This is a genomic window from Rhodococcus sp. BP-349, from assembly GCF_019835845.1.
Lineage (GTDB): Bacteria > Actinomycetota > Actinomycetes > Mycobacteriales > Mycobacteriaceae > Rhodococcoides.
In genome coordinates this window covers 2,148,131-2,172,984 of record NZ_JABUDR010000001.1, presented here as the reverse complement: position 1 = coordinate 2,172,984, position 24,854 = coordinate 2,148,131, and the positions used below count along the sequence as shown (strand labels likewise).

Below are 24,854 nucleotides of genomic sequence, written 5' to 3'. Positions count from 1 at the left end.
CCCGGCACCGTGTCCGTCGGTGCCGGGCCCTCTCGTGTGCGAGGACGGATCAGGACAGGCCCGCGGCGTCCATCCCGCGCAGCTCCTTCTTGAGGTCCTGGATCTCGTCGCGCAGACGGCCCGCCAGCTCGAACTGCAGCTCACGCGCCGCGTTCATCATCTGATCGGTGAGCTGCTTGACCAGGTCGGCCAGCTCGGCGCGCGGCATGGTCGAGACGTCGCGTCCATCCACCACACCGCTGCTGCCCGCACGCCCCGCCTCGCCCGGCGCCCGCCGGCCACGGCTCGCGTTGCGGCCCGATCCACCGATGTCCACGGTGGCCTCGGTGTCCTCCGCCTCTTCGTACACCTGGTCGAGGATGTCCGCGATCTTCTTGCGCAGCGGCTGCGGATCCACGCCCATCTTCTCGTTGTAGGCGATCTGCTTGGCGCGGCGACGCTCGGTCTCCTCCATGGCGTACTGCATAGAGTCGGTGATCTTGTCGGCGTACATGTGCACCTGGCCGGACACGTTTCGAGCGGCACGGCCGATGGTCTGCACCAGACTGGTTCCGCTGCGCAGGAACCCCTCCTTGTCGGCGTCCAGGATGGCGACGAGAGAGACCTCCGGAAGGTCGAGACCCTCACGGAGCAGGTTGATGCCGATGAGCACGTCGTACTCACCGAGCCGAAGCTGACGCAGCAGCTCGACGCGTCGAAGCGTGTCGATGTCGGAGTGCAGGTAGCGCACCCGGATACCGAGCTCGAGAAGGTAGTCGGTGAGATCCTCCGCCATCTTCTTGGTCAGCGTGGTGACGAGGATGCGCTCGTCCTTCTCGGTGCGCTGGCGGATCTCGTGCACCAGGTCGTCGATCTGGCCCTTGGTGGGCTTGACCACGATCTGCGGGTCGACCAGGCCGGTCGGGCGGATGACCTGCTCGACGACCTCACCGCCGCTCTGTCCCAACTCGTATTTGCCGGGGGTGGCAGAAAGGTAGACCGTCTGCCCGATGCGCTGCGTGAACTCCTCCCACGTCAGGGGGCGGTTGTCGGTGGCCGACGGGAGCCGGAACCCGAACTCGACGAGGTTGCGCTTGCGCGACATGTCTCCCTCGTACATGGCACCGATCTGGGGCACCGTCACGTGGGACTCGTCGATGACGAGCAGGAAGTCGTCCGGGAAGTAGTCGATGAGTGTGGCCGGCGCCGTCCCGGCAGGCCGCCCGTCGATGTGGCGCGAGTAGTTCTCGATGCCGGAGCAGAAGCCGACCTGCTTGATCATCTCGAGGTCGTACTGCGTACGCATGCGCAGTCGCTGGGCCTCGAGCAGCTTGCCCTTGCCCTCGAGATCGGCGAGCCGCTCCTCGAGCTCGGCCTCGATGTCCCGCACCGCACGCTCCATGCGCTCGGGCCCGGCGACGTAGTGGGTCGCCGGGAAGATGCGCACGCTGTCGACCTGGCGCACCACGTCACCGGTGAGGGGGTGCAGGAAGTACAGCGCCTCGATCTCGTCACCGAAGAACTCGATGCGGACGGCGAGTTCCTCGTAGGACGGGATGATCTCGACGGTGTCGCCGCGCACCCGGAACGATCCGCGGGTGAACGCCATGTCGTTGCGGGTGTATTGCACGTCGACCAGGAGTCGGAGAAACTTGTCGCGCGGAACCTCCTGCCCCACCTCGAGATGCACCGAGCGGTCCACGTAGGACTGCGGCGTGCCGAGACCGTAGATGCACGACACCGAGGCGACCACCACGACGTCGCGACGGGACAGCAGATTCGCCGTCGCCGAGTGACGGAGCCGCTCGACGTCGTCGTTGACCGACGAGTCCTTCTCGATGTAGGTGTCGGTCTGGGCGATGTAGGCCTCGGGCTGGTAGTAGTCGTAGTACGAGACGAAGTACTCGACGGAGTTGTTGGGCAACATCTCTCGCAGTTCGTTGGCCAACTGCGCAGCCAACGTCTTGTTGGGCGCCATGAGCAACGTGGGCCGTTGCACCTGCTCGATCAACCACGCGGTGGTGGCCGACTTTCCGGTGCCGGTGGCGCCCAGGAGCACGATGTCCTTCTCGCCCGCCTGGACCCGCTTGGTCAGCTCCGCGATGGCTGTCGGCTGATCGCCCGCAGGGCTGTACTCGCTGACCACCTCGAAGGGACGATCGCTGCGCTCGATGTCGCCCACGGGACGGAACTCGGAGTGCGCCAGGACGGGTTGTTCAGCTGCAAAAGCCATACCACCAGAGTAGGCCCGACCACCGACACAGTCGCCGTTCGGCGGGTCACACGACCCGGCCGCGGGTACACCGACCGTCGCTGTCGGACCTGCGCGTCACAATGGGCCCATGCTGCTCGCACGCGTCGTCGAGACCTCGGCCACGGTGGCCGCCACCCGGTCCCGCAAGGCCAAGGTCGTGGCGCTCGCCGCGCTGCTGTCCGAGTGCGCTCCCGAGGAGGTCGCCCTGGTGACGCTCTACGCGTCGGGCACTCTGCGTCAACGCCGTACCGGCCTGGGGTGGCGCAGCGTCGCCACTCTCCCCCCGGCCGCCGACGCACCGACGCTGACGGTCGCCGCCGTCGACGCGGCGTTCGACGCCGTCTCGACGATGGCGGGTCCGGGATCGCAGGCAGCACGCGCGGCGGCGGTGTCCGCTCTGTTCGGCAGCGCCACCGACACGGAACAGACCTGGCTGCGCGGCGTGGTCACCGGTGAGGTCCGTCAGGGTGCGCTCGACGCGCTGGTGCAGGAAGCCGTCGCGGCCGCGGCCGACGTCCCACTCCCCGAGGTGCGCCGGGCCGCGATGCTGTCGGGATCCACGGTGACGGCCGCGACGGCCGCGTTCACCGGCGGGTCTGCGGCACTCGCGGAGCTGGGACTGACCGTGGGCCGAGCGGTGCTCCCCATGTTGGCATCCAGCGCCCCCACCGTGGCCGAGGGTGTGGCGAAGGCGGCCGGTGGCTCCGCCGGCGCCGTGGCGCTCGACACCAAGCTGGACGGCATCCGTGTGCAGGTCCACCGTCGCGGTGAGGACGTCTCGGTCAGCACCCGCAGTCTCGACGACATCACCGCACGCCTGCCCGAGGTCGTCGAGTTCGTGCGCGCCCTGCCGCTCACCTCCGTGGTGCTCGACGGCGAGGCACTGGCCCTGGACGAACAGGGACGTCCGCGGGCCTTCCAGGAGACGGCGTCCCGCACGGCGCAGTCGACGGGTGTGGCCGTGACGCCTTTCTTCTTCGACATCCTGCACCTGGACGGTGAGGACCTGCTGGACCGTGCGCTGCACGAGCGGCTGGCCGTTCTCGACGCTCTGATCCCGGAGGGCAACAGGGTGCCGCGGCTGGTGACGGCCGACCTCGAGGCCGCGGACTCGTTCGCGGCGTCGGCGGTCGCGTCCGGTCACGAGGGTGTGGTCGTCAAGAACCTCGATGCGCCGTACGACGCGGGACGGCGCGGCGCCGCCTGGGTCAAGGTGAAGCCGGTGCACACGCTCGACCTGGTGGTGCTCGCAGTCGAGTGGGGATCCGGTCGCCGGTCCGGTCTGCTGTCCAACATCCACCTGGGCGCAGTGGATCCTGCCGGCGGGTTCGTGATGCTGGGCAAGACCTTCAAGGGCATGACCGACGAGATGCTCGCCTGGCAGACGGAGCGGTTCCTGGCTCTCGAGACGGGACGGACCTCGCACGTGGTGCACGTGCGACCCGAGCAGGTCGTCGAGATCGCGGTCGACGGACTGCAGCGTTCCTCCCGCTATCCGGGCGGCATCGCACTCCGATTCGCGCGCGTGGTCCGCTACCGCGACGACAAGGTGGCTGCGGACGCCGACACGCTCGACGGCGTGCGCTGCATGTTCGCGCCGCCCGCTCCGTGACGGTGCGCGGTACGGTGCGGACCATGACGGGTCTGGCACACGTGCACCCACCGAAGGTCGAGGTGTTCGACGTCGCGGGACGCACCAACACCGATCCGAAAGGGTTCGTCCGCCCGGTCGACGTGTACGAGACGACCGACTGGGGGCTCTACATGGCCCGTCCGTCGGACCACCCGTCCTTCGACTACCTGGAGTCGTGGATCGTGCCCAGCCTGGGTATCCGCGCGTCGATCTTCCACTACCTGCCCACGCATGTCCGCGACCAGAACCACTACGTCGACATCGGCGAGTTCGTCCGCGACGGGGACGTGTGGCACTCGGTCGACCACTACCTCGACATCGTCGTCCGGACCGGCCGCGATGCCGAGCTGCTGGACGTCGACGAGTTGCTCGTCGCACACAGCACCGGGTTGCTCGACGCGCGGACGACGGAGGCCGCCATCCGTCGGGCGTCCACGGCCGTGGACGGGATCGCGGCGGCGAACCACGACCTGGACGGGTGGCTCGCCGCTCTCGGTATGCCGACCCACTGGGCGGATCGCTGAGGAGCGGTCAGTCCGCGGTCCACCCCGTCCGAGCCGCCCACTCCACGACCTCGGGGTACACGCTGTCGAAGTACGGCGCCTTCTCCCCCACGTACGCCTCGATGGCGTCCGCGTACTCGCCGTGGTCCGCGGCGCGCGCGGCAGCACGGGTCTTCACCTCGAGGTAGGCCTCCCGAGCGGCGGGGTCGGCGCGGAGCCGGTCTCGGAACATGAGCGCGAAGACCTGTGCGGGGTACCCGTCGACCCGGAGGTGGATGTTCACCGGTCTGCCCGGGTCGGCGGCGCCGTGCAGACGCTTCTCCCACAACGCCGGATCCGCTTCCCCCGGCACCGCCGACGGCTTCGGGTCGTCAGCCGTGATGTGTTCGATGCGCGGGAAGGTGGCCGCCGTCAACGGATCGCGCAGTGCGTCCGCGGTGGCGAGATCCGCCACCGTCACCTGGATGTCGAGGACGTCCTTCGCCGGGAAATCGGGAACCGCAGTGGATCCGATGTGATCGATCCGCAGCGCTCGGTCGCCGCAGGCGAGGCGCACACGATCGATCACGCGCTGCGCTTGCGCGGGCCACGTCGGGTCGGCGGGCACCACGTGGGGGGCGGTCCGGGCCACGGTCTCCGAGCGGAGGTTGGCCGCGAAGCGCTCGAGACGATCGGCCCAGAGCTCACGGACGGTGGCCTCCAACGCTTCCGGTGTCCCGGAGTTGTCGAGCCACACGTCGGCGGCGGCGCGGCGCTGTTCGTCCGTCGCCTGGGCTGCGATGCGGGCGCGAGCGTCGTCCTCGTTCAATCCGCGCGAGGCCACCAGCCGTCGTACCCGCTCCTCCGCCTCGACGTGGACGACGACGACGAGGTGAAACGCTGCCGCGGTGCGGGATTCGACGAGCAACGGGATGTCGTGCACCAGGACGCAGTCCGGCGGAGCGCTGTCGACGAGCTCGGTGGTGCGCTGTCCGATCAAGGGGTGCAGGATGCCGTTCAGTGCGAGGCGGGACTCCTCGTCCCCGAAGGCCTTGGCCGCCAACGCCGGTCGATTCAGGCTGCCGTCGTCCGCCAGGATGTCCCCGCCGAAGCGCTCGACGAGGGCCGCCAGCCCGGGCGTGCCCGGCTCCACGACCTCCCGCGCGATCGTGTCGGCGTCCACCACGACGGCGCCGAGATCGGCGAGTGTGCGTGACACCGTCGACTTCCCCGCGCCCATTCCACCGGTCAATCCGATTCTCAACACGCACCCAGTGTGGCCGAGTCGGGCGCGCGGCGCATCAACACGCCGCGAATCACCAGTCTCAAATGCACCATGTTTCCCAACCTGTCGGTTATCTTCGAGGCGCACAACAGGCTTTCGTACTTTCTCCGGAAGGCTCCGCGAGACGGTACTCGACAGGTAAAGGACGGGCATGAACACCATTGCGGGAGAGGGAGTCGGTCGGATGCAGTCCGGACGGCACCGCCTGGGCATGTCCGACGGCGTCCACTGCATCCTGATCCCTCAGGTCGCCGATGCGCTGGCGGAACATCGCCGCAACTGGTTCACCTCGCTCATCAGCCCTGCCCGCCACAGCTTCGCGTCCATGCGCAAGCGCGGCGTGCAGATGGGCACCGGCTGGAGTGCAGCCGCAGCGAGCTGACCCACCGCACCACCGACCACACGAGAGAAGGCCCGATCCTGCGCGGATCGGGCCTTCTCTCGTGTGAGGAGCCGGTCGGGCGCCGGCGCCACGAACGGAAGAAGCCCCGAACCTGTGCGGTTCGGGGCTTCTCTCGTTCAGCGGATCATGCTCCGCCGGGTCGGCGAATCAGGCTCCGCCGGACAGCTTCTCGCGCAGAGCGGCGAGCTGAGCGTCACTGGCGAGCGATCCGCCGGTGGACTCGGGAGCTGCTGCCGCCGGTGCACCCTGTGCGGACGGGGTACCGGTCTCCGAGGAGTAGCCGGCCGCTGCGTTGGCAGCTTCCTGCGCCTCGTCGGCTGCGGTCTTCTCCATCTGCGCGGTGTGCATCTTGTGGCGACGCTCCGCCTCGGCGTAGCGGCCTTCCCACTCCTCGCGCTGCTTGTCGAAGCCCTCGAGCCATTCGTTGGTCTCGGGATCGAAGCCCTCGGGGAAGACGTAGTTGCCCTGCTCGTCGTACGAGTCGGCCATGCCGTACTTGGACGGATCGAACTCGGCGCTGTAGTCCTCGTTGGCCTGCTTCAGCGACAACGAGATGCGGCGACGCTCGAGGTCGATGTCGATGACCTTGACGAGCGCGTCGTCGCCCACGGTGACGACCTGGTCCGGGACCTCCACGTGGCGCTCGGCCAGCTCGGAGATGTGGACCAGGCCCTCGATGCCCTCTTCGACGCGCACGAACGCACCGAAGGGAACCAGCTTGGTGACCTTGCCCGGGACGATCTGACCGATCGCGTGGGTACGGGCGAACTGACGCCACGGGTCTTCCTGCGTCGCCTTGAGCGACAGGGAGACACGCTCGCGGTCCAGGTCGACGTCGAGAACCTCGACCGTGACCTCGGTGCCGACCTCGACGACCTCGGACGGGTGGTCGATGTGCTTCCAGGACAGCTCGGACACGTGGACCAGGCCGTCGACTCCGCCGAGATCGACGAACGCGCCGAAGTTGACGATGGAGGACACGACGCCCTTGCGGACCTGGCCCTTCTGGAGCTGGTGCAGGAACTCGCTGCGCACCTCGGACTGCGTCTGCTCGAGCCATGCACGGCGCGAGAGGACGACGTTGTTTCGGTTCTTGTCGAGCTCGATGATCTTGGCCTCGATCTCCTTGCCGACGTACGGCTGGAGATCACGGACACGACGCATCTCGACGAGCGATGCGGGAAGGAAGCCACGGAGACCGATGTCGAGGATGAGTCCACCCTTGACGACCTCGATGACGGTGCCCTTGACGGCCTCGTCCTTCTCCTTGAGCTCCTCGATGGTGCCCCAGGCGCGCTCGTACTGTGCGCGCTTCTTCGACAGGATCAGACGACCCTCTTTGTCCTCCTTGGTGAGGACGAGAGCTTCGACCTCATCGCCCACGGAGACGACCTCGTTGGGGTCGACGTCGTGCTTGATGGAGAGCTCTCGAGAGGGGATGACGCCTTCGGTCTTGTAACCGATGTCGAGCAGGACCTCGTCACGGTCGACCTTGACGATCGTGCCCTCGACGATGTCGCCATCGTTGAAGTACTTGATCGTCGCGTCGATCGCGGCGAGAAAATCCTCGGCGGAGCCGATGTCGTTGACGGCTACCTGCGGCGAGGTGACGGTGGATGAGGCCATGTGGTGAGTTGCTCCGGACGGGTTGGGGTCGGTGGATGGATGTTCGGTCGGACAGACTCGTTCTTCCTGCGGACAGGACACGCGTGCTGCCGTATCTTGAGCGCTGGGAGACGAGACACGATGACGTCCTCTCGGACACGCCGCGGACCCTCGCCTAAGAGCGGGAGTCCGACCACGTGCACGCGAAGACAGACATTCGCGTATCGAAGACTACTCGGTGCCCCGCGCACCGAGCAAACCCGGTTACCGTGTTGCGCGTGTCCACAGAAACCCCCGGCGATCTCGGTGTTCCGGCACGTCCGACCGGGTCCACACCCGGCCACGCTCCCGCCGCCTACGCGGCCTCCGCGGAGCCGCTGCCCGGTCGCCGCCGCGTCGACTCCCGATCCTCCGAGCGAGCGTCCCGGTCCTGGTGGGATCAGGATTCCGACGAGTACCACCGCACCCACGGCGACTTCCTCGGCGTGACGAGCGAGGCCGGCGAGTTCGTGTGGTGCCCCGAGGGCCTGCACGAGGGTGACGTGCACCTGCTCGGTGACGTCGAGGGGCGTGACGTGCTCGAGATCGGATGCGGATCCGCACCCTGCTCGCGCTGGTTGGCCAGTCACGGTGCCCGCGCGACGGGCCTCGACATCTCGGCCGGGATGCTGGCGCACGGCGCTGCGGCGATCACGGCCCGCGAGGCATCGTCCCCCGGCAGTCCGTCACCCGCGCTGATCCAGGCCTCCGCGGAGAACCTGCCGTTCGCCGACGCGTCCTTCGACGCGGTGTGCTCTGCCTTCGGCGCGATCCCGTTCGTCGCCGACTCCGCCGGGGTCATGCGCGAGGTCCGGCGCGTGCTGCGACCCGGCGGACGGTGGGTGTTCTCGGTCAACCACCCGATGCGGTGGATCTTCCCGGACGATCCGGGCCCGGCCGGGCTGACCGCGACCATCCCCTACTTCGACCGCACGCCGTACGCGGAGTTCGATCCCGACGGCACCGCCACCTACGTCGAGCACCATCGCACGGTGGGCGACCGCGTCCGCGAGATCGTCGCCGCCGGGCTGACTCTGGTCGACATCGTCGAACCCGACTGGCCGGAGTGGCTCGATCGCGAGTGGGGTCAGTGGTCGCCGTTGCGTGGAGAGCTCTTCCCCGGCACCGCGATCTTCTGCTGCACCGCCTGACCCGTCAGAGTCCGCGCACCACGTGGGCGTCGACCGTCTCGAGGAACTCGCTCGTGGACGCGAGTCCCCCGATGTCCGCGGTACCGACTCCCGAGGCGATGGTCGCCTCGACCGCCGCGCGGATCCGCTCACCCACCCGTGCGTGATCGGCGGGCCCGGGTCCCGCCGCGAGGTGTTCGAGCATCGCGGCCACCGACAGCAGCAGCGCCGTCGGGTTGGCGCGGTTGCGGCCCGCGATGTCGGGGGCCGCGCCATGGGCGGCCTGGGCCATCACCTTGGTGTCCGAGGCGTTGATCGACGGTGCCGTCCCGAGCGATCCGGCCAACTCGCCGGTGAGGTCGGACAGGATGTCTCCGAACATGTTCTCGGCCACCAGGACGTCGAAGGTCTCCCCCGACCGGACGAGCTTCGCCGTGAGGGCGTCGATGTGTTCGTGGTCCACCTCGACGTCGGGGTGCCGCTCGGCCACCTCCATGCACACATCCTTGAACAGTCCCGTGGTCAGCCGCAGCACGTTCGTCTTGTGCACCACGGTCACGTGCCGCCGACGGGTCTCCGCGAGGGTGAATGCCTGCTCGGCGATGCGTTCGCACGCTCGACGAGTGAAGACGCCGACGGCCAGAGCGACGTCCGGGGTGGGCATGAACTCTCCGGACCCGATCGCCATGTTGCGGTCGGCGTAGAAGCCCTCGGTGTTCTCCCGGACGACGACCAGGTCCATCTGCGGACTCGTCGCCCGTACGCCCGGCAACGCGCGCGCCGGCCGGATGTTCGCGTACAGATCGAACTCCTTGCGGATGCGACCACCCGGCGTCAGCTGCCCCCGCGTCTCCTCGGGGTAGGACGCGCTGTCGTGCGGGCCGAGGACCCAGGCGTCCAGCTCGGCCAACGCGCTCAGCGTGCGCGGCGGTACCGCGTCGCCGAACTCGTCGAGTGCCGTACGACCGAAGGGCAGCTCCACCCACTCGACGGGCGTCGCACCCAGCGCCTGCACGGCCGCATCGACGATCTGCACGGTCCCGGGAACGATCTCGATGCCGATTCCGTCGCCGTGCAGGACACCGATGCGGTGCGGTGCGCGGCGCGAACCGGCACCGGAGTCGTGGGGGTGTGAGGCCCCGGGATGCGCTGCACTCGTCATGGCCGCCATCATTACTCATCATGGTGCAGTCGGTGGAACTCCTCCTGGACGAGCGCAGTGACGATGCGATCCGGCGCGAGTGGAACTACCTCGCCGAGCTGGGCCTGCCGAGCCAGGCTCGGCATGCGGGGGCGTCCAACCGTCCGCACGTCACCATCGCGGTCGCGTCGAGGATCGACGACGTCGCCGAGCACCGGCTCGCCGCTCTGATCGCCGACGGACGCGACGCCGGGTCGTGGCGGTTCCCCGAGTCGGTACGCCTCGGCGGGTTGGTGGTCTTCGGCGGATCGCGGGCGGTCCTGGCCCGGTCCGTCGTGCCGACCGCGGCTCTCCTGGATCTGCACGCGCGTGTGCACGAGGTGCTCGCCGACTCCCCCGGCATCCCACCGCACCTCCACCCCGGGCACTGGACTCCGCACGTGACCCTGGCGATGCGCGCGCGTCCCGAGGACATCGGTTCCGCGGCATCGCATCTCGTGACCGATCTTCACGACGTCGACGCCGAGGTGTCGGCCGTCCGCCGTTGGGACGGCGACGCGAGAGCCGACTGGCTCATCGGGTGACCGGAGGCGCGGCCACCGGGGCGCCTCGTCGCCTCGTCGTGACCACCACCCCGACGATGATGAGCGCGGTACCCAGCACCGCGTTCGCGGTGACCGACTCGTCGAGCACCAGGGCGCCGAGCGCGATGCCGACGACGGGACTGAGGTACGTCACGGTCGACGCGGCGGACGGTCCCCATCCCGTCACGACATTCGTGTTCCACAGAAATGCCAGCCCGGTGCCGGCACAGCCGAGCGCGAGCATGGACGCGACGACGGGCACGTCGAGACGCACCGCGTCGCTCGCCACGACGGGTGCCGCGACCAGCATCATCACCGCGGCGACACCGACCTGCATCGTCGCCACCGCCAACGACGGCACACCCAGTGGGATGACGAACCGGCGCAGGTACACCAGCGCGACACCGTAGGACGCGGTGGCGCCGAGGCAGGCCAGCTGCGCACGCGGGCTGCCGCTCAGCCCGCTCTCCCACGGCGCGAACACCACGACGATGCCGGCGAAGCCGATCAGGAGGCCCGCGGCGCGCAGCAGAGTCGGCCGTTCGGCAGGAAGAACCGCGAAGGCCAGCACCGTCGTCATGAGCGGCGTCGTCGCGTTGACTATGGAGGCCGTGGCCGAGTCGATCTCCTGCTCCGCCCACGCGAACAGCAACCACGGGAGGATGCACTGCACCACCGCGAGGAACACCGAGTGGAGCCATACGACTCCTCGCCGCGGGAGTCGAACATGCATGGGGCGCAACAGGATCAGCAGCGTGGCCGCACCGAGGACGAGTCGCGCGAGCACCACCTGGACGAAGCTCAGACCCTCGAGGCCCACCTTCATGAACAGGAAGCTCGCGCCCCACACCGCCGCGGCGGCCAGAAACTGCAGTACGAGCACGATCAGAAACGGTAGTCGCCGTGGCGGGTCACCTCGGCATGGGTGTCGGGTGTCCGATCCGCCAGTGCGAGGGCGGCGAGGACCGTGAGGAGGAGCAGGAGTGTCGCGAGAACGAGGAGGAAGGTCATGCGAGAAATACTCCGCCGCAGCGGATTCCGGGAACAGTGGCAGTAATGACATATTTCGTCGTTTTCCTGCCATACTAGGCACATGCTGACGAAGGTGGTCGTTCCGCTCATGCCCTTGACCGAGGCGTTCGAACTGGGCGTCGCGTGCGAGGTCTTCGGATTCGACCGGTCGGACGACGGACTGCCGGTCTACGACTTCTCGTTGATCGCGGCCGTCCCCGACCCGATCCGCACTCGGTTCGGCTACTCCATCGACGTGCCCTACGACCTCGATCGACTCGACGACGCGGATCTGATCATCATGTCCGCGGGTGGCACCGCGACGGCGCCGGACGGCACGTTCGCCTGCGGCACCGGCGACGGCTACGACCTCGAGCCGCTGGCCGACAAGTTGCGCGCTGCCGTGGCGAGAGGCGCGCGTGTCGCGAGCCTGTGCACCGGCGCCTTCGTGCTCGGCGAGGCGGGACTGCTGGACGGACGTCGGTGCACCACCCACTGGCGACACGCAGCGCGCCTGGCCGAGCGCTTCCCCGACGCCACGATCGACTCGAACGTGCTCTACGTCGAGGACGACAACGTCTACACCAGCGCGGGCACCGCTGCCGGGATCGACCTGTGCCTGCACATCGTGCGGTCCACGCAGGGTGCCGCGGTGGCCAACGGCATCGCACGACGCATGGTGGTGCCGCCGCACCGTGACGGCGGGCAGGCCCAGTACGTCGCGGTACCCGTTCCCACCTGCGACTCGGACACCCTCGCCCCGCTCATCGACTGGATCGCCGAGAACCTCCGCGAGGACCTCACCGTGGACGTCCTGGCAGCACGCGTCTCGATGTCGGCCCGCACCTTCGCTCGCCGGTTCCAGGCGGAGACGGGCACCACCCCGGCACGCTGGATCAGCGATCAGCGCGTCCTCGAGGCGCAGCGACTTCTCGAGTCCAGTGACCTGTCGGTGGACGCCGTCGCGGGCACCGTGGGATTCGGTTCCGCGGCGGTGTTGCGCCAGCACTTCCTGCGGCTCCGCCGCACCACACCGCAGTCCTACCGGCGCACCTTCCGAGCGGCGCCCGCCCCGGTCTGATCGACCCGATCCGATCCAGCGCGGGAATGACGGCGCGGGTCCACCTGTTGACGGTGGACAGAACACATGCCGGAGCCCACACGAGGTGGGTCGGCACACACGACGAAAGGATCCTCGTGGCAACGCAGACCCTCACCCAGCAGAACTTCGACGAGACCGTCACCGGCAACGACGTCGTTCTGGTCGACTTCTGGGCCGACTGGTGCGGACCGTGCAAGCAGTTCGCCCCGACGTTCGAGAAGTCGTCGGAGCAGCACCCCGACGTCGTGTTCGGCAAGGTCGACACCGAGGCGGAGCAGGGGCTCGCCGCCGCCGCGAACATCCGCTCGATCCCCACACTCATGGCCTTCCGCGAGGGTGTCCTCGTCTTCGCGCAGCCGGGCGCACTCCCGCAGGCCGCGCTCGAGGATCTGGTCGGCCAGATCAAGGGCCTGGACATGGACGACGTCCGCAAGCAGATCGCGGAGCAGCAGACCGCAACCGAATGACCACCGCGGGCTGACACCTGCACTCACGACGGCGGGCGACGGAATATCTCCGTCGCCCGCCGTCGTGCGGTCGGCTCAGTGTGCGGCGTCGTCCCAGGTGCGACCCGTTCCGACGGAGACGTCGAGCGGCACCGACAGCGCGATGGCGTGCGCCATCTTGTCGCGGACCAGCGCCTCGACCTCGGCGCGTTCGGACTCGACGACCTCGAGCACCAGTTCGTCGTGCACCTGGAGGAGCATCCGCGAGGTGAGCCCGGCCTCGACCAACCCGAGCTGGACGTCGATCATCGCGACCTTGATGATGTCGGCCGCGGTGCCCTGGATGGGGGCGTTGAGGGCCGCACGCTCGGCGACCTCGCGGCGCTGGCGATTGTCGCTCGTGAGGTCCGGCAGGTAGCGGCGACGCCCGTAGAGAGTCGAGGTGTAGCCGACCTTGCGCGCCGCCTCCACGACCTCGTGCAGGTAGTCGCGCACCCCGCCGAAGCGGGAGAAGTACGCCTCCATCTGCTCTTTGGCCTCCTCGGTGGAGATCTTGAGCTGCTGCGAGAGGCCGTAGGCGCTGAGCCCGTACGCCAGTCCGTACGACATCGCCTTGACCCGGCGGCGCAATTCCGGCGTCACCTCGTCGATGGGGACCCCGAAGGCGCGCGACCCGACGAAGCTGTGCAGGTCCTCGCCGGTGTTGAAAGCCTCGATGAGCCCCTCGTCCTTGGAGACGTGCGCCATGATCCGCATCTCGATCTGGCTGTAGTCCGCCGTCATCAGCGAGTCGTAGCCCTCGCCGACGACGAATCCCTCCCGGATGCGTCGCCCCGCGGACGTCTTGACCGGAATGTTCTGCAGGTTGGGCTCGGTGGAGGAGAGCCGACCCGTCGCGGCGATGGTCTGATTGAACGTGGTGTGGATGCGCCCGTCGTCGCTGACCGACTTCAGCAGACCGTCGACCGTCACCTTGAGCCGCGTGGCGTCCCGGTGATCGAGAAGGTGCCGCAGGAAGGGATGCTCGGTCTTCTCGAACATCGTCTGCAACGCCTCGGCGTCGGTGGTGTAGCCGGTCTTGGTGCGCTTGGTCTTGGGCATGTCGAGCTCGTCGAACAGGACCACCTGCAACTGCTTGGGCGAACCGAGGTTGATCTGCTTGCCGATCACCGCGTAGGCCGCCTCGGCGGCGACGCTCACCTCCCCGGCGAACTGGCTCTGCAGATCGTGCAGATGATCGAGGTCGATCGCGATACCGGTGTTCTCGACGGTGGCGAGCACGCCGAGCAGCGGCAGCTCCATGTCGGACAGCAGCGGCGCGGACTCGATCTCGTCGAGCTCTCGGTCGAGCGCGTCCGCGAGATCGAGCACCGCCTGCGCTCGTAGGATCTCCCCCTCGGCCACCGCCGCCTGCGTCTCGTCCTCGCTGTCGAGGAGGGACAGCTGGGCGTCGCCGGCGTCCTCGATGCGCAGTTCGCGCTTGAGGTACCGCAGCGACAGGTCGTCGAGCGCGAAGCTCCGCTGTCCCGGTCGGACCAGGTAGGCCGCGAGTGCGGTGTCGCTGGTCAGCCCCGCGACGGGCCATCCGCGACCGCGCAGCGCATGCAACGCCCACTTGGCCTCGTGGAGCGCCTTGGGCCGCGATTCGTTCGCGAACCACGTCGCGAGCGCCTGCTCGTCCTCGGCGGTGAGCCCGATGGTCTCGACGTAGGCACCCTCCCCGTCCGCCGACGCGAATGCGACGGCCGACGCGTCACCGTCGAACGGGGACCGCGTCCCCACGACGGAGAGCCCGGTGCGGACACCGTCCTGCGTGTGCGTCTCGAGCCACTCGGCGAGCTCGCCCGGTTCGAGCGCGCGGCCCCGCACCTCGAAGCCCTCCTCCGCCTCCGGCTCGGTCGACGAGAGGGTGGCGAAGAGCCGATCGCGGAGCACGCGGAACTCGAGATCGTCGAACAGCGCGTGCACCCGCTCGCGGTCCCACGGCGCCAGCTGAAGCTGATCCGGTGTGTACGGCAGAGGGACGTCGCGCACCATCTCGGTGAGCTGGCGATTGAGGACGACGCTGGAGAGATTGGCGCGCAGCGCGTCGCCGACCTTGCCGCGCACGGTGTCGACCTTGTCGACGAGGTCCTCGAGGCTGCCGTACTCCCGGATCCACTTGGTGGCGGTCTTCTCCCCCACCCCCGGGATGCCGGGAAGGTTGTCGCTGGGGTCGCCGCGCAGGGCCGCGAAGTCCGGGTACTGGGCCGGGGTGAGTCCGTACTTGCTCTCGACCTCAGCCGGCGTGAATCGCGTCAGGTCCGAGACGCCCTTGCGCGGGTAGAGGACGGTCACCTGGTCGTTGACCAATTGCAGCGAGTCCCGGTCGCCGGTGACCACCAACACCCGATACCCCGCCGCGACCGCCTGCGTGGTGAGGGTGGCGATGATGTCGTCCGCCTCGAACCCCGGCTCCGCCATCACCGGGATGCCCAGCGCTCCGAGGACGTCCTTCGTGATGTCGATCTGGCCCGCGAACTCGTCGGGCGTCTTGATGCGATTGGCCTTGTACTCCGGGAACTTGTCCGCCCGGAAGGTCTGTCGCGAGACGTCGAAGGCCGCGCCGACGTGCGTGGGCGCCTCGTCCCGCAGCAGGTTGATGAGCATGGAGGTGAACCCGTACACCGCGTTGGTGGTCTGCCCGCTGGTGGTCTTGAAGTTCTCGGCAGGCAGAGCGTAGAAGGCGCGGTACGCCACCGAGTGACCGTCGATCAGCATCAGGAGGGGCGAGGACTCGGTTACTGGACTCACGCGGGTCAGTCTAGGGACGCCGACCGACACGAGCGTGGTCGGCGGTCGGCCGCTTCGAAACAAGACTGAAACATCGAAGAAATCGAAGCGGCCGTTCTCGATACCCGGAGCCCGATAGAGTCCGACAATTGCAAGCAGAGCCGAGATTCCTCGGCGTTAGTCGACCGTCCGAGAGGACCCCCGTGCCCCCCTCGAGTCCTCGACGGCCCGGACGAACGATGGCCACCGCCGCCCTCGTCCGCGCGCTCGTCGTCGTACTCCTCGGCCTCATCGCCGCAGCCACCTTCGGTGGAACGGCCCTGGCCCAGGAACCCACTCCGTCCCCCACTCCGAGCTCGAGCTCACCACCCGCGAGCGGCTCCGAGTCCGACTCCGCACCACCCGCCGACGCGGTCAACGTCAGCGGAAGCCTGAACAACGCCGGCGAACGCCTCGTCGGCGTCGACGTGGTGGCCCTCGACTCCGGTGAGTCCGAGGTGGCTCGCACCACGTCGGAAACCGGTGGGCGATGGACACTTCCGGTCTCGCCCGGCAACTACACCTTCCGCGTCGACCCCGAGACGCTGCCCGACGGTGTCTCCGTACAGGGCGACGTCGATCGCACCGTGGAGGCAGGTCGCGCCAACACCGTCATCTTCAGTTTCGGTGAGGAACGCAGCGCCACGGTCGTCCCGTTCTACGAGCAGTTCCTGCGCACCACCATCGACGGTCTCCGGTTCGGACTCGTCATCGCGCTCGCCGCAATCGGCCTGAGCCTCATCTTCGGCACCACCGGGCTGACCAACTTCGCCCACGGTGAGCTGGTGACCCTCGGCGCCGTGGCCGCCTGGGTCTTCAACCAGAAGCTCGGGATCCAGTTGATCCCCGCGACCGTCCTGGCGGTGATCGTCGGTGTGGCGGTCGGCTGGGCGAACAACGCCGGACTCTGGAGACCACTGCGCAGACGTAAGACCGGCCTCATCGGGCAGCTCGTCGTCTCGATCGGTCTCGCCATCGCACTGCGGTACCTCATCCTCATCTTCTTCTCCGACCGCGCCGAGCCGTACAAGGACTACCAGGCGCAGGTGCAGCGGGAGTGGGGGCCGTTCGCCATCACCGACGTCAACCTCGCCTGCATCGTCATCAGCGTCGTGGTGCTCGTGCTCGTCGCGCTCATGCTGCAGAAGACCCGTATCGGCAAGGCCATGCGCGCCGTCGCCGACAACCGCGATCTCGCCGCGTCGTCCGGCATCAACGTCGAGCGCGTCGTGACCTTCGTCTGGTGCATGGGTGGCGGTCTCGCCGCTCTGGGCGGCGTGCTGTTCGGGCTCTCCGAGCTCGGCGGGCGCGTCCAGTGGGAGATGGGCTTCAAGCTCCTGCTGCTCATGTTCGCCGGCATCACCCTCGGTGGCCTCGGCACGGCGTACGGCGCCCTGCTCGGCTGCGTCATCGTCGGTCTGCTGGTGCAGTGGTCGACACTCGTGATCAACCCCGACCTCAAATACATCGGAGGATTGCTCGTCTTGATCGTCATCCTCATCGTCCGGCCGCAAGGCATCCTGGGCTCGCGGCAAAGGATCGGCTGACCATGGACATCATCGGAGCAATCCAGGTATCGCTGGCCCAGCTCGTCGGGCCCTCCGCGATCTTCTACGCCCTTCTCGCCATCGGACTGAACCTGCACTTCGGCTACGCAGGACTGCTCAACTTCGGTCAGATCGGCTTCGCCCTGCTGGGCGGCTACGGCGTCGGCATCATGACCATCACGTACGAACAGCCGCTGTGGCTCGGCATTCTCGTCGGACTCGCCGCGGCCGGTCTCCTCGCACTCGTGCTCGGTATCCCCACTCTGCGCCTGCGAGCGGACTATCTCGCCATCGTCACCATCGCGGCGTCGGAGATCCTGCGGCTGGTCTTCCGGTCGACGGCGTCGAACGGTGTCACCGGATCCACCAACGGCCTCTTCGGTTTCGCCGATCCGTTCACCAACCTCAGCCCGTTCGACTCGGGCAAGCAGTACTCGTTCGTCGGCGTGAAGTTCTACGGCGACGACCTGTGGGCCATGGTGGTCGGCTGGTCGCTGGTACTGATCCTGTGTGGACTGGTCTACCTGCTGACGCACAGCCCGTGGGGACGCGTCCTCAAGGCCGTGCGCGAGGACGAGGACGCTGCCCGTTCGCTGGGCAAGAACGTCTTCGTCTACAAGATGCAGGCACTCGTCCTCGGTGGCGTCATCGGCGGTATGGGCGGCGTGTTCAACGCTCTGCAGACCAAGTCGATCAACCCCGACTTCTACTCGACGGCGCAGACCTTCTTCGCCTTCGGCGCGCTGATCCTCGGCGGTGCGGCCACGGTCTTCGGTCCGGTCGTCGGAGCCATGCTCTTCTGGTTCTTCCTGTCGATCCCCGACGTGCTGTTGCGTCAGGCCGCCGCCGGCGACGACCCGCTCATTCCGATGACCGAACAGCAGGTCGGCGCCACACGATTCGTCCTCCTCGGCATCCTCATCGCGGTGCTGATGATCTTCCGCCCGCAGGGACTGCTGGGCAACAAGCGGGAGGTACAGCTCGATGCCAAGTAACACCATCGCGGCACGCAAGCCGCTCAGCGCCGAGGTGCGCGCGGCGTTGTTCGCCGACGTCGCCAACACCCCCGGCGTCGCCAAGCCCGACCCGACCATGGTGGTCGACGGTGTGTCCCGGACCTTCGGTGGCCTCAAGGCCGTCGACGTGGCGCACCTCGAGATCCAGCGCGGCTGCATCACCGGCCTGATCGGCCCGAACGGCGCCGGCAAGACCACCCTGTTCAACCTGCTCACCGGGTTCGACCAGCCGGACACCGGGTCCTGGTCGATGGACGGCAAGTCGCTGGGCAGGATGACGCCGCACCAGGTGGCGCGCCACGGTGTGGTGCGCACGTTCCAGCTGACGAAGGCACTGTCGAAACTGACCGTGCTGGACAACGTCCGGCTCGGTGCCACGGGACAGAAGGGTGAGCGGATCTTCAACACGCTCATGCCGTGGACGTGGAAGGCGCAGGAGCGGGAGGTGACCGAGCGTGCACGGGACCTGCTCGCGCGATTCAAGCTCGACGCGAAGTCCGAGGACCTCGCGGGATCCCTCTCCGGTGGACAGCGCAAGCTGCTCGAGATGGCGCGAGCGCTCATGACCGATCCGGCCGTCGTCATGCTCGACGAGCCCATGGCCGGCGTCAATCCCGCACTGACACAGAGCCTTCTGGGCCACATCAAGTCGCTGCGCGACGACGGCATGACCGTCGTCTTCGTCGAGCACGACATGGACGTGATCCGCGACATCAGTGACTGGGTCGTGGTCATGGCTCAGGGCAGCGTCATCGCCGAGTCCGCACCCGCGCAGCTGGCGGACAACGAGGCCGTCGTCGACGCTTACCTCGGAAGTCACCACGATCAGGCGCTCGAGTTCGACGCCGACGGAAATCCCGTCGGCGCCACCGCAGAACTGGCCGAGGCGCTCGAGCAGGCCGAGGTCGAGACGCTCGAGTCGGGCGGAGATCTCTCCGAGGCCGAACCCGAGATCGGGATGGACAAGAGGACCACGACATGACCGAATCCGGAGCGACCACATCCGGGGGAACCGGGCTCACCGCAGCAGAATTCGCGGCGACACCGGACGAACACCGTCGCCTGGCCACCGACGCGCTGGTGCGTGCCGACGACCTGGTGGCCGGATACATCCCCGGCGTGAACATCCTGAAGGACTGCAACTTCTATCTGAACGACGGCGAGATCGTCGGCATTATCGGCCCCAACGGTGCCGGTAAGTCGACGTTGCTCAAGGCCCTCTTCGGTCTCATCCCCATCCGCAGTGGGTCCGTCACGCTGCGCGGCGACACCATCACCTCCGCCGAGGCGCACGTGCTGGTGACGAAGGGCGTCGGCTATGTGCCGCAGACCCAGAACGTGTTCCCCTCGCTCACCATCGAGGAGAACCTCGAGATGGGGATCTACCTGCGGCCGAAGAAGTTCCAGGAGCGGTTCGACTTCGTGAGCGAGCTGTTCCCCCTGCTGTCGGAGCGTCGCAAGATCAAGGCGGGCGCACTGTCCGGTGGCGAGCGGCAGATGGTCGCCATGGGCCGCGCGTTGATGATGGAACCGTCCGTGCTGCTACTCGACGAGCCGTCGGCCGGACTGTCTCCGATGTTCCAGGACGAGGTCTTCATCCGCTGCAAGAAGATCAACGCGGCGGGCGTCTCCATCATCATGGTGGAGCAGAACGCTCGCCGGTGCCTGCAGATCTGTGACCGCGGCTACGTGCTCGATCAGGGCAAGAACGCGTACACCGACACCGGCACGAACCTGATGAACGACCCCAAGGTCATCGAGCTGTACCTCGGCACGCTGGCCGGGAGCAAAGAGAAGAAGTAGCACCCGCGCACACCGACAGGGGCGCTCCGAGTTCGCTCGGGGCGCCCTTCTCGCTGTCTCCGGCCCCTCACCCGAGCACGACAGCAGAACGGGCCCGACTCCAGTGGAGTCGGGCCCGTTCCGGGCTACTGCAGATCAGCCGCCGACGACGATGTAGTCCTCGGTGGTGAGCTTGTTGTCCGGTCCGAAGACCAGCTTGCCGTACGAGCCGACGGACGGCTCGCCGCCATCGGTGAACGCGAGCTCACCGGTGACACCGTCGTAGTCGATGTCGGTTCCGGCCTTCACCAGGGGCAGGCACTCCTGGAACGTGGTGCACTTCGTTCCGTCCTTGGTGACGGAGTTGATGTTCGCCGCGATGTCGACACCCGCGGTGGACTTCGCCTGCTCCGCGGCCAGGGCGGAGATCACGACGGCGTCGTAGGACTCACCGGCGTAGTTGAAGTCGACCAGGGCCGGGTTGACGGCCTTGAGACGGTCCTGGAAGCCGGCGCCCACATCGGTGAGCGGCGTGGTGCCACGCATGGTGTCGAGCAGGCCGGGTCCGACCGACTCGCCGAGTGCGTTGCCCATGTTGCCGTCGACGCCGTAGACGGCGGTGCCGTCGGACGGTCCGATGCCGATCTCGTGCATGCGGGTGATGATCTTCGCCGACTCCTCGAAGCCGATGATGGCGACGGCGTCCGGAGCGAAGTTCTTCACCTGGTCGACCTCGGCGTTGAACGACTGCGCGTTGGGGTCGTAGATGATCTTCTGGATCTGGTCGGACGCGATGCCGGCGTCCTCGAGGTTGGTGACCGTGTTGCTCGCCAGGCCCGTGCCGTACGGGTCGTTCAGCGCGAGGATGGAGACGCGCTGGCCGCCGTCCTCGGCGATGAGCTGCGAGAGCGCCTGCGCCTGAAGTACATCGGTCGGTGCCGTGCGGAAGTACTGGCCCTTGTCCGCGTAGCAGACGAACTGGTCGGAGGTGTTGGCCGGCGAGATCTGCACGACGCCGGCGCTGGCGATCTTGTCGATGACCTTGAGGGACACCGAGGACGACGCCGCACCCAGGATGACACTGACGCCGGCCGCGAGTTCACGGTCGACGGTGCTGTTCGCGGTGTCGGTGGTGGTGTCGCCCGAGTCACCGGGGATGAGCTCCATCGGCTGATCGAGTACGCCACCGGCGCCGTTGATGTCGTTGACAGCAAGCTGCACGCCGGCGACCTCGGGCGGGCCGAGGAAGGCGAGGCTTCCGGTCTCGGGAAGCAGTGTGCCGAGCTTGAGTGGAGTGGTCACCGGCGTCGCGCCGGCAGTTGCCTGCTCAGGTGTGCAGTCGGTGTCCACGCTGGCCTCCGCAGCTGCGGAAGAGCCGCCGGCAGCGCTGGATTCGCTACCGGAACTCGAATCGTCGCTCGAGGAACAGCCGAACAGGGCGAGCGAAGCGACGCTCACCACCGCAGCCGTCCGAACGATGGTTCGTCTTGCCATCTGTCGTCTCCTAGAAATATGTGCGTCACGCACCCGATACCGTGACGCTCGTGAAGGAGAACCTATCGCTACCCGACGGTTCGCGACCCGTGGAACAAGCCCTGTGACCTTACTGTGACGTGTACGCAGCCAGTTTTAACGCAGCCGTAGCCTGGCACAGTCTTCGAGGCGGGAACGCGGCACTCGGTGTCACTCGGCGGGCGCGTCCCCGAGCGTCTCGATGACGACGGAGGCGACCGCTTTCATCGTGGTGCGGCGGTCCATCGCGGCCCGCTGGATCCATGTGAAGGCCGCCGGCTCGGAGAGCGATTGAGACGTCATCAACAGGCCCTTGGCGCGCTCGATGAGTTTGCGCGTGTCGAGGCGGTCGGTGAGGTCGGCTATCTCTGTCTCCAGCGCAGAGATCTCGGTGAACCGACTGGCGGCCAGTTCCACGGCGGGCACGAGGTCCGCCTTCGTGAAGGGCTTCACCAGATACGCCATGGCGCCCGCGTCACGGGCCCTCTCGACGAGCTCTCGCTGGCTGAACGCCGTCAGGATCACGACCGGAGCCAACCGCGCCGCAGCGATCTCGGAGGCCGCGTCGATACCGTCTCGACGCGGCATCTTCACATCCATGATGACCAGATCCGGAACCAGGGCGCGGACGAGGTCCACCGCCTCCTGACCGTCCGCGGCCTCGCCGACGACGTCGTACCCCTCCTCGCGCAACATCTCCACGAGGTCCAGCCGGATGAGTGACTCGTCCTCCGCGACCACCACACGACGTGGCTGCGACGGTGCCGGTGTGTTCACGCTGACTCGCCCTCCCTCGATGCACGTTCTCTCCCGCGGCGGCGTCGTTCTCGACGCTGCGCCCGGGCCGTCGTCAGGGTACCGGTGCACCGCACCCGGCACCGGTCTTCTACACTCGGTGACCGCACCATTCGCCCCGCGCGTGGTCAGCCCTCGTATCCCAATTGGCAGAGGAAACGGATTCAAAACCCGTGCAGTGTGAGTTCGAGTCTCACCGAGGGCACCAGCACTTCTCCCCCGTAGCCGCTCAGGCCATCGACCGAACGTCCAGCGAGAGCGCGAATCCCGGGTCGGCCGCCCCCGTCGTCAGGCGCAGCACGTGGCGCCCCACCCGCCGGCACGCGAAGGAGAACGGGAACGCCACGGCCTGCTGCTCCCCCTCGAGGTGGCCGGCGACGGGCAGTTCGACCACGTGGAGCGGCTCGTCCTCGCCGTCCGTGATCTCCACCCGTATCCGGTCACCCGACACGTCGTCGGGGCCGCGTTGCAGCAGGACCACCAGGTAGGCCTCGACGGGCTGCGCGAGAGACGGGAGCACACACCAGTCCCAGATGCCGCCGAGCACGTCGAGCTTCTGGTCCGACTGGCGCGCGTAGTCGGCGAAGAAGGCGCTCGTCACGATCATCGGGCGACCCCGGCGATGGGCACCGTGATCTGATGGGACGACAGAACCGCCGCATCATCGAAAGGCCCCGTCGTGTCCGTTCTGCTCTCCGCCGCCGTCGTCGCGGCGGGTGTCGGTTCCGCTGCGGTGGCCGGCGTCCTGCTGGCCTTCTCCATCGCCGTGATGCCGGCGCTGGGTGCACAGCCCGCGTCCGCCGCCACGGCGGTGATGACGCGCGTGAACGTGGTCATCGTCGCTCCCGTCTTCATGGTGCTGCTGTTCGGTACCGCGGCGGCATCGGTCGTCGCCGCCGTCACCGCGTTCCTCGAGCCTGGCACACCCACAGCTCTCGTGGCAGCGGCGGCGGTGCTCTACGTCGTGGGCTGTCTCGGCGTGACCGTAGCCGTGAACGTGCCTCTCAACGATCGACTCGCTGCCTCGGAGGCCGAGTGGCCCGAGTACCTCACCCGATGGACGCGGTGGAACCACGTCCGCGTGATCGCGGGACTGGGTGCATCCGTGCTCTTCGTCGTTGCCGGAGTCACGGTATGACTGTCGTGCACGGCTTCGCCCCGCTCGTCGGCGACTCGCCGCACACGCTGGTCCTCGGTTCCATGCCGGGGGTCGCGTCGCTGACGGCCGGGCAGTACTACGCCCACCCGCGGAATGCGTTCTGGCCCATCATGACCCGACTGTTCCACCTCCCCACGGATGCGGAGTACACGGAGCGTGTGTCCGCCCTGACGGCGGCGGGCGTCGCGGTGTGGGACGTCCTCGAACTGTGTACCCGCGAGGGCAGCCTCGACTCGGCCATCGAGACAGACACCGTGGTGCCGAACGACATCGACGCGCTGCTCACGGCCCACCCCACCCTCGACCGCATCGTGTTCAACGGCGCTGCGGCGGCGCGGCTGTTCGCTCGCCACGTGGCGCTCTCCCGTCCCGTCGAGTCGTTCCGTCTGCCGTCCACCAGCCCCGCCCACGCCGCCCTGAGCCTGGCGGAGAAGACCGACGCCTGGCGCATCGTCGCGAGGGGTGACCGATGACCGCGACGGCGTCGAGTCTGCGCTTCGCGCTCCTCGTCACCGCCGCGAGCGGGTTCCTCGATGCGTACACCTAAGTCAGCCGAGGCGGTGTCTTCGCCAACGCGCAGACGGGCAACGTCATCTTCCTGGCGATCGAGGTGTCGCGGACGCACTGGCGAGATGCGGCCCAACACCTGTGGCCGATCCTCGCGTTCGTGGTCGGTGTCTCCATCGCGAACGTCATCAAGACGGGACGGGCCGAACGCCGAGTGCACCGGCCGATCCGGTGGTCCATCGCGGCGCAGGCAGCCATCCTCGCCGTGGTGGGCTTCGTTCCCGCCACGGTGCCCAACGCGCTGGTCACCGTGCCGATCTCGTTCATCGCCGCGCTGCAGATCGCCCTGTTCCGAAACATCGGCGACCTGAACTACATCGCGATCGCGATGACCGGAAATCTGATGCGCGTGACCGAGGCCGGCTTCGCCGCGATCGTCGACCGCGACTCCGCCGGCCGACGAGCGTTCGGTGTCTACAGCGCAGTGATCGCCGTGTTCGTCCTCGGCGCACTGGCCGGAGCCGCAGCGACCGGGTCCATCGGCGTCCGCGCCGCGTGGATACCGGCCGCGGTGTTGGCGGCGACGCTCGCGATCTTCGTCATCGACGAGCGCACGCCTTGAGCACCCCGG

23 protein-coding genes, 1 tRNA gene and 1 pseudogene are annotated in these 24,854 nt (G+C 67.9%); 15 read left to right on the top strand and 10 right to left on the bottom strand.

Annotated features, from left to right (window positions below):
* Nucleotides 1-49 precede the first annotated feature (49 nt).
* On the bottom strand, nucleotides 50-2,212 hold the full coding sequence (gene uvrB, locus HQ325_RS10275; RefSeq protein ID WP_222628638.1) for an excinuclease ABC subunit UvrB: 2,163 nt from the start codon (nucleotides 2,210-2,212) through the stop codon (nucleotides 50-52).
* Between the two features lie 109 nt (nucleotides 2,213-2,321).
* Between uvrB and HQ325_RS10270 the strand changes: the two genes are divergently transcribed.
* Together HQ325_RS10270 and HQ325_RS10265 are read left to right on the top strand one after the other, a co-directional pair.
* On the top strand, nucleotides 2,322-3,845 hold the full coding sequence (locus tag HQ325_RS10270; protein ID WP_222628635.1) for an ATP-dependent DNA ligase: 1,524 nt from the start codon (nucleotides 2,322-2,324) through the stop codon (nucleotides 3,843-3,845).
* Between the two features lie 23 nt (nucleotides 3,846-3,868).
* Complete coding sequence (locus HQ325_RS10265; RefSeq protein WP_222628632.1) at nucleotides 3,869-4,390, top strand: DUF402 domain-containing protein; 522 nt, start codon at nucleotides 3,869-3,871, stop codon at nucleotides 4,388-4,390.
* A 7-nt stretch (nucleotides 4,391-4,397) separates the two neighbouring features.
* On the opposite strand, the gene coaE is transcribed toward HQ325_RS10265, so the two are convergent.
* Complete coding sequence (gene coaE, locus HQ325_RS10260; RefSeq protein WP_222628629.1) at nucleotides 4,398-5,615, bottom strand: dephospho-CoA kinase; 1,218 nt, start codon at nucleotides 5,613-5,615, stop codon at nucleotides 4,398-4,400.
* A 169-nt stretch (nucleotides 5,616-5,784) separates the two neighbouring features.
* Between coaE and HQ325_RS10255 the strand changes: the two genes are divergently transcribed.
* Nucleotides 5,785-6,015, top strand: coding sequence for a hypothetical protein (locus tag HQ325_RS10255; RefSeq protein WP_081821417.1), 231 nt, complete (start codon nucleotides 5,785-5,787; stop codon nucleotides 6,013-6,015).
* Between the two features lie 168 nt (nucleotides 6,016-6,183).
* On the opposite strand, the gene rpsA is transcribed toward HQ325_RS10255, so the two are convergent.
* Nucleotides 6,184-7,662, bottom strand: coding sequence for a 30S ribosomal protein S1 (gene rpsA / locus HQ325_RS10250; RefSeq protein WP_027506761.1), 1,479 nt, complete (start codon nucleotides 7,660-7,662; stop codon nucleotides 6,184-6,186).
* Between the two features lie 356 nt (nucleotides 7,663-8,018).
* Here rpsA and HQ325_RS10245 point away from each other — a divergent pair, with 356 nt between their 5' ends.
* Complete coding sequence (locus tag HQ325_RS10245; protein ID WP_222629206.1) at nucleotides 8,019-8,831, top strand: class I SAM-dependent methyltransferase; 813 nt, start codon at nucleotides 8,019-8,021, stop codon at nucleotides 8,829-8,831.
* A 4-nt stretch (nucleotides 8,832-8,835) separates the two neighbouring features.
* Here HQ325_RS10245 and HQ325_RS10240 read toward each other — a convergent pair whose 3' ends face one another.
* Nucleotides 8,836-9,972 (bottom strand): isocitrate/isopropylmalate dehydrogenase family protein, encoded by a 1,137-nt coding sequence (locus HQ325_RS10240; protein ID WP_222628626.1) that lies wholly within the window; start codon nucleotides 9,970-9,972, stop codon nucleotides 8,836-8,838.
* 20 nt (nucleotides 9,973-9,992) lie between these two features.
* Between HQ325_RS10240 and HQ325_RS10235 the strand changes: the two genes are divergently transcribed.
* A complete protein-coding gene (locus HQ325_RS10235; RefSeq protein ID WP_222628624.1) occupies nucleotides 9,993-10,535 on the top strand; it encodes a 2'-5' RNA ligase family protein in 543 nt (180 codons plus the stop codon).
* Here HQ325_RS10235 and HQ325_RS10230 read toward each other — a convergent pair.
* Nucleotides 10,525-11,418 (bottom strand): DMT family transporter, encoded by an 894-nt coding sequence (locus HQ325_RS10230; RefSeq protein ID WP_308014333.1) that lies wholly within the window; start codon nucleotides 11,416-11,418, stop codon nucleotides 10,525-10,527. The genes HQ325_RS10235 and HQ325_RS10230 overlap by 11 nt on opposite strands.
* A 2-nt stretch (nucleotides 11,419-11,420) precedes the next feature.
* Nucleotides 11,421-11,546, bottom strand: a complete 126-nt coding sequence (locus tag HQ325_RS22415) for a hypothetical protein (RefSeq protein WP_261777789.1) — start codon at nucleotides 11,544-11,546, stop codon at nucleotides 11,421-11,423.
* Nucleotides 11,547-11,628: 82 nt separating this feature from the next.
* Between HQ325_RS22415 and HQ325_RS10225 the strand changes: the two genes are divergently transcribed.
* Together HQ325_RS10225 and trxA are read left to right on the top strand one after the other, a co-directional pair.
* The gene (locus HQ325_RS10225; protein ID WP_222628622.1) at nucleotides 11,629-12,627 is read left to right on the top strand and encodes a GlxA family transcriptional regulator; all 999 of its coding nucleotides are present in this window, start codon (nucleotides 11,629-11,631) and stop codon (nucleotides 12,625-12,627) included.
* A 116-nt stretch (nucleotides 12,628-12,743) separates the two neighbouring features.
* A complete protein-coding gene (gene trxA, locus HQ325_RS10220; protein ID WP_222628620.1) occupies nucleotides 12,744-13,115 on the top strand; it encodes a thioredoxin in 372 nt (123 codons plus the stop codon).
* A gap of 75 nt (nucleotides 13,116-13,190) precedes the next feature.
* Here trxA and polA read toward each other — a convergent pair whose 3' ends face one another.
* The gene (polA, locus tag HQ325_RS10215) at nucleotides 13,191-15,854 is read right to left on the bottom strand and encodes a DNA polymerase I (protein ID WP_222629200.1); all 2,664 of its coding nucleotides are present in this window, start codon (nucleotides 15,852-15,854) and stop codon (nucleotides 13,191-13,193) included.
* 251 nt (nucleotides 15,855-16,105) lie between these two features.
* Between polA and HQ325_RS10210 the strand changes: the two genes are divergently transcribed.
* From HQ325_RS10210 to HQ325_RS10195, 4 genes are read left to right on the top strand one after another with little or no spacing between them, the layout of a single operon-like run.
* Entirely contained in the window at nucleotides 16,106-17,452 is a 1,347-nt protein-coding gene (locus HQ325_RS10210) for a branched-chain amino acid ABC transporter permease (RefSeq protein WP_222628618.1), read from the top strand.
* A 2-nt stretch (nucleotides 17,453-17,454) separates the two neighbouring features.
* Entirely contained in the window at nucleotides 17,455-18,447 is a 993-nt protein-coding gene (locus tag HQ325_RS10205; RefSeq protein WP_027506769.1) for a branched-chain amino acid ABC transporter permease, read from the top strand.
* On the top strand, nucleotides 18,437-19,450 hold the full coding sequence (locus tag HQ325_RS10200) for an ABC transporter ATP-binding protein (protein WP_222628616.1): 1,014 nt from the start codon (nucleotides 18,437-18,439) through the stop codon (nucleotides 19,448-19,450). The genes HQ325_RS10205 and HQ325_RS10200 overlap by 11 nt, the downstream gene beginning before the upstream one ends.
* Nucleotides 19,447-20,271, top strand: a complete 825-nt coding sequence (locus tag HQ325_RS10195; RefSeq protein WP_027506771.1) for an ABC transporter ATP-binding protein — start codon at nucleotides 19,447-19,449, stop codon at nucleotides 20,269-20,271. The genes HQ325_RS10200 and HQ325_RS10195 overlap by 4 nt, the downstream gene beginning before the upstream one ends.
* 135 nt (nucleotides 20,272-20,406) lie before the next feature.
* On the opposite strand, the gene HQ325_RS10190 is transcribed toward HQ325_RS10195, so the two are convergent.
* Together HQ325_RS10190 and HQ325_RS10185 are read right to left on the bottom strand one after the other, a co-directional pair.
* Nucleotides 20,407-21,744, bottom strand: a complete 1,338-nt coding sequence (locus HQ325_RS10190; RefSeq protein ID WP_222628614.1) for an ABC transporter substrate-binding protein — start codon at nucleotides 21,742-21,744, stop codon at nucleotides 20,407-20,409.
* 189 nt (nucleotides 21,745-21,933) lie between these two features.
* Entirely contained in the window at nucleotides 21,934-22,539 is a 606-nt protein-coding gene (locus tag HQ325_RS10185; RefSeq protein WP_308014332.1) for a response regulator, read from the bottom strand.
* 149 nt (nucleotides 22,540-22,688) lie between these two features.
* Here HQ325_RS10185 and HQ325_RS10180 point away from each other — a divergent pair.
* Nucleotides 22,689-22,765 (top strand) — tRNA-Leu (locus HQ325_RS10180).
* Between the two features lie 21 nt (nucleotides 22,766-22,786).
* Here the strand turns inward: HQ325_RS10180 and HQ325_RS10175 are convergent.
* A complete protein-coding gene (locus tag HQ325_RS10175; protein ID WP_222628612.1) occupies nucleotides 22,787-23,164 on the bottom strand; it encodes a hypothetical protein in 378 nt (125 codons plus the stop codon).
* 72 nt (nucleotides 23,165-23,236) lie between these two features.
* On the opposite strand from HQ325_RS10175, the gene HQ325_RS10170 reads away from it, so the two are divergent.
* From HQ325_RS10170 to HQ325_RS10160, 3 genes and pseudogenes are all read left to right on the top strand, one after another.
* Nucleotides 23,237-23,695 (top strand): anthrone oxygenase family protein, encoded by a 459-nt coding sequence (locus HQ325_RS10170; protein WP_308014331.1) that lies wholly within the window; start codon nucleotides 23,237-23,239, stop codon nucleotides 23,693-23,695.
* Nucleotides 23,692-24,189, top strand: a complete 498-nt coding sequence (locus HQ325_RS10165; RefSeq protein ID WP_222628609.1) for a DNA-deoxyinosine glycosylase — start codon at nucleotides 23,692-23,694, stop codon at nucleotides 24,187-24,189. The genes HQ325_RS10170 and HQ325_RS10165 overlap by 4 nt, the downstream gene beginning before the upstream one ends.
* A gap of 89 nt (nucleotides 24,190-24,278) precedes the next feature.
* Nucleotides 24,279-24,845 (top strand): annotated as a pseudogene (locus tag HQ325_RS10160) (YoaK family protein); the annotation flags it as partial.
* Nucleotides 24,846-24,854: the final 9 nt, after the last annotated feature.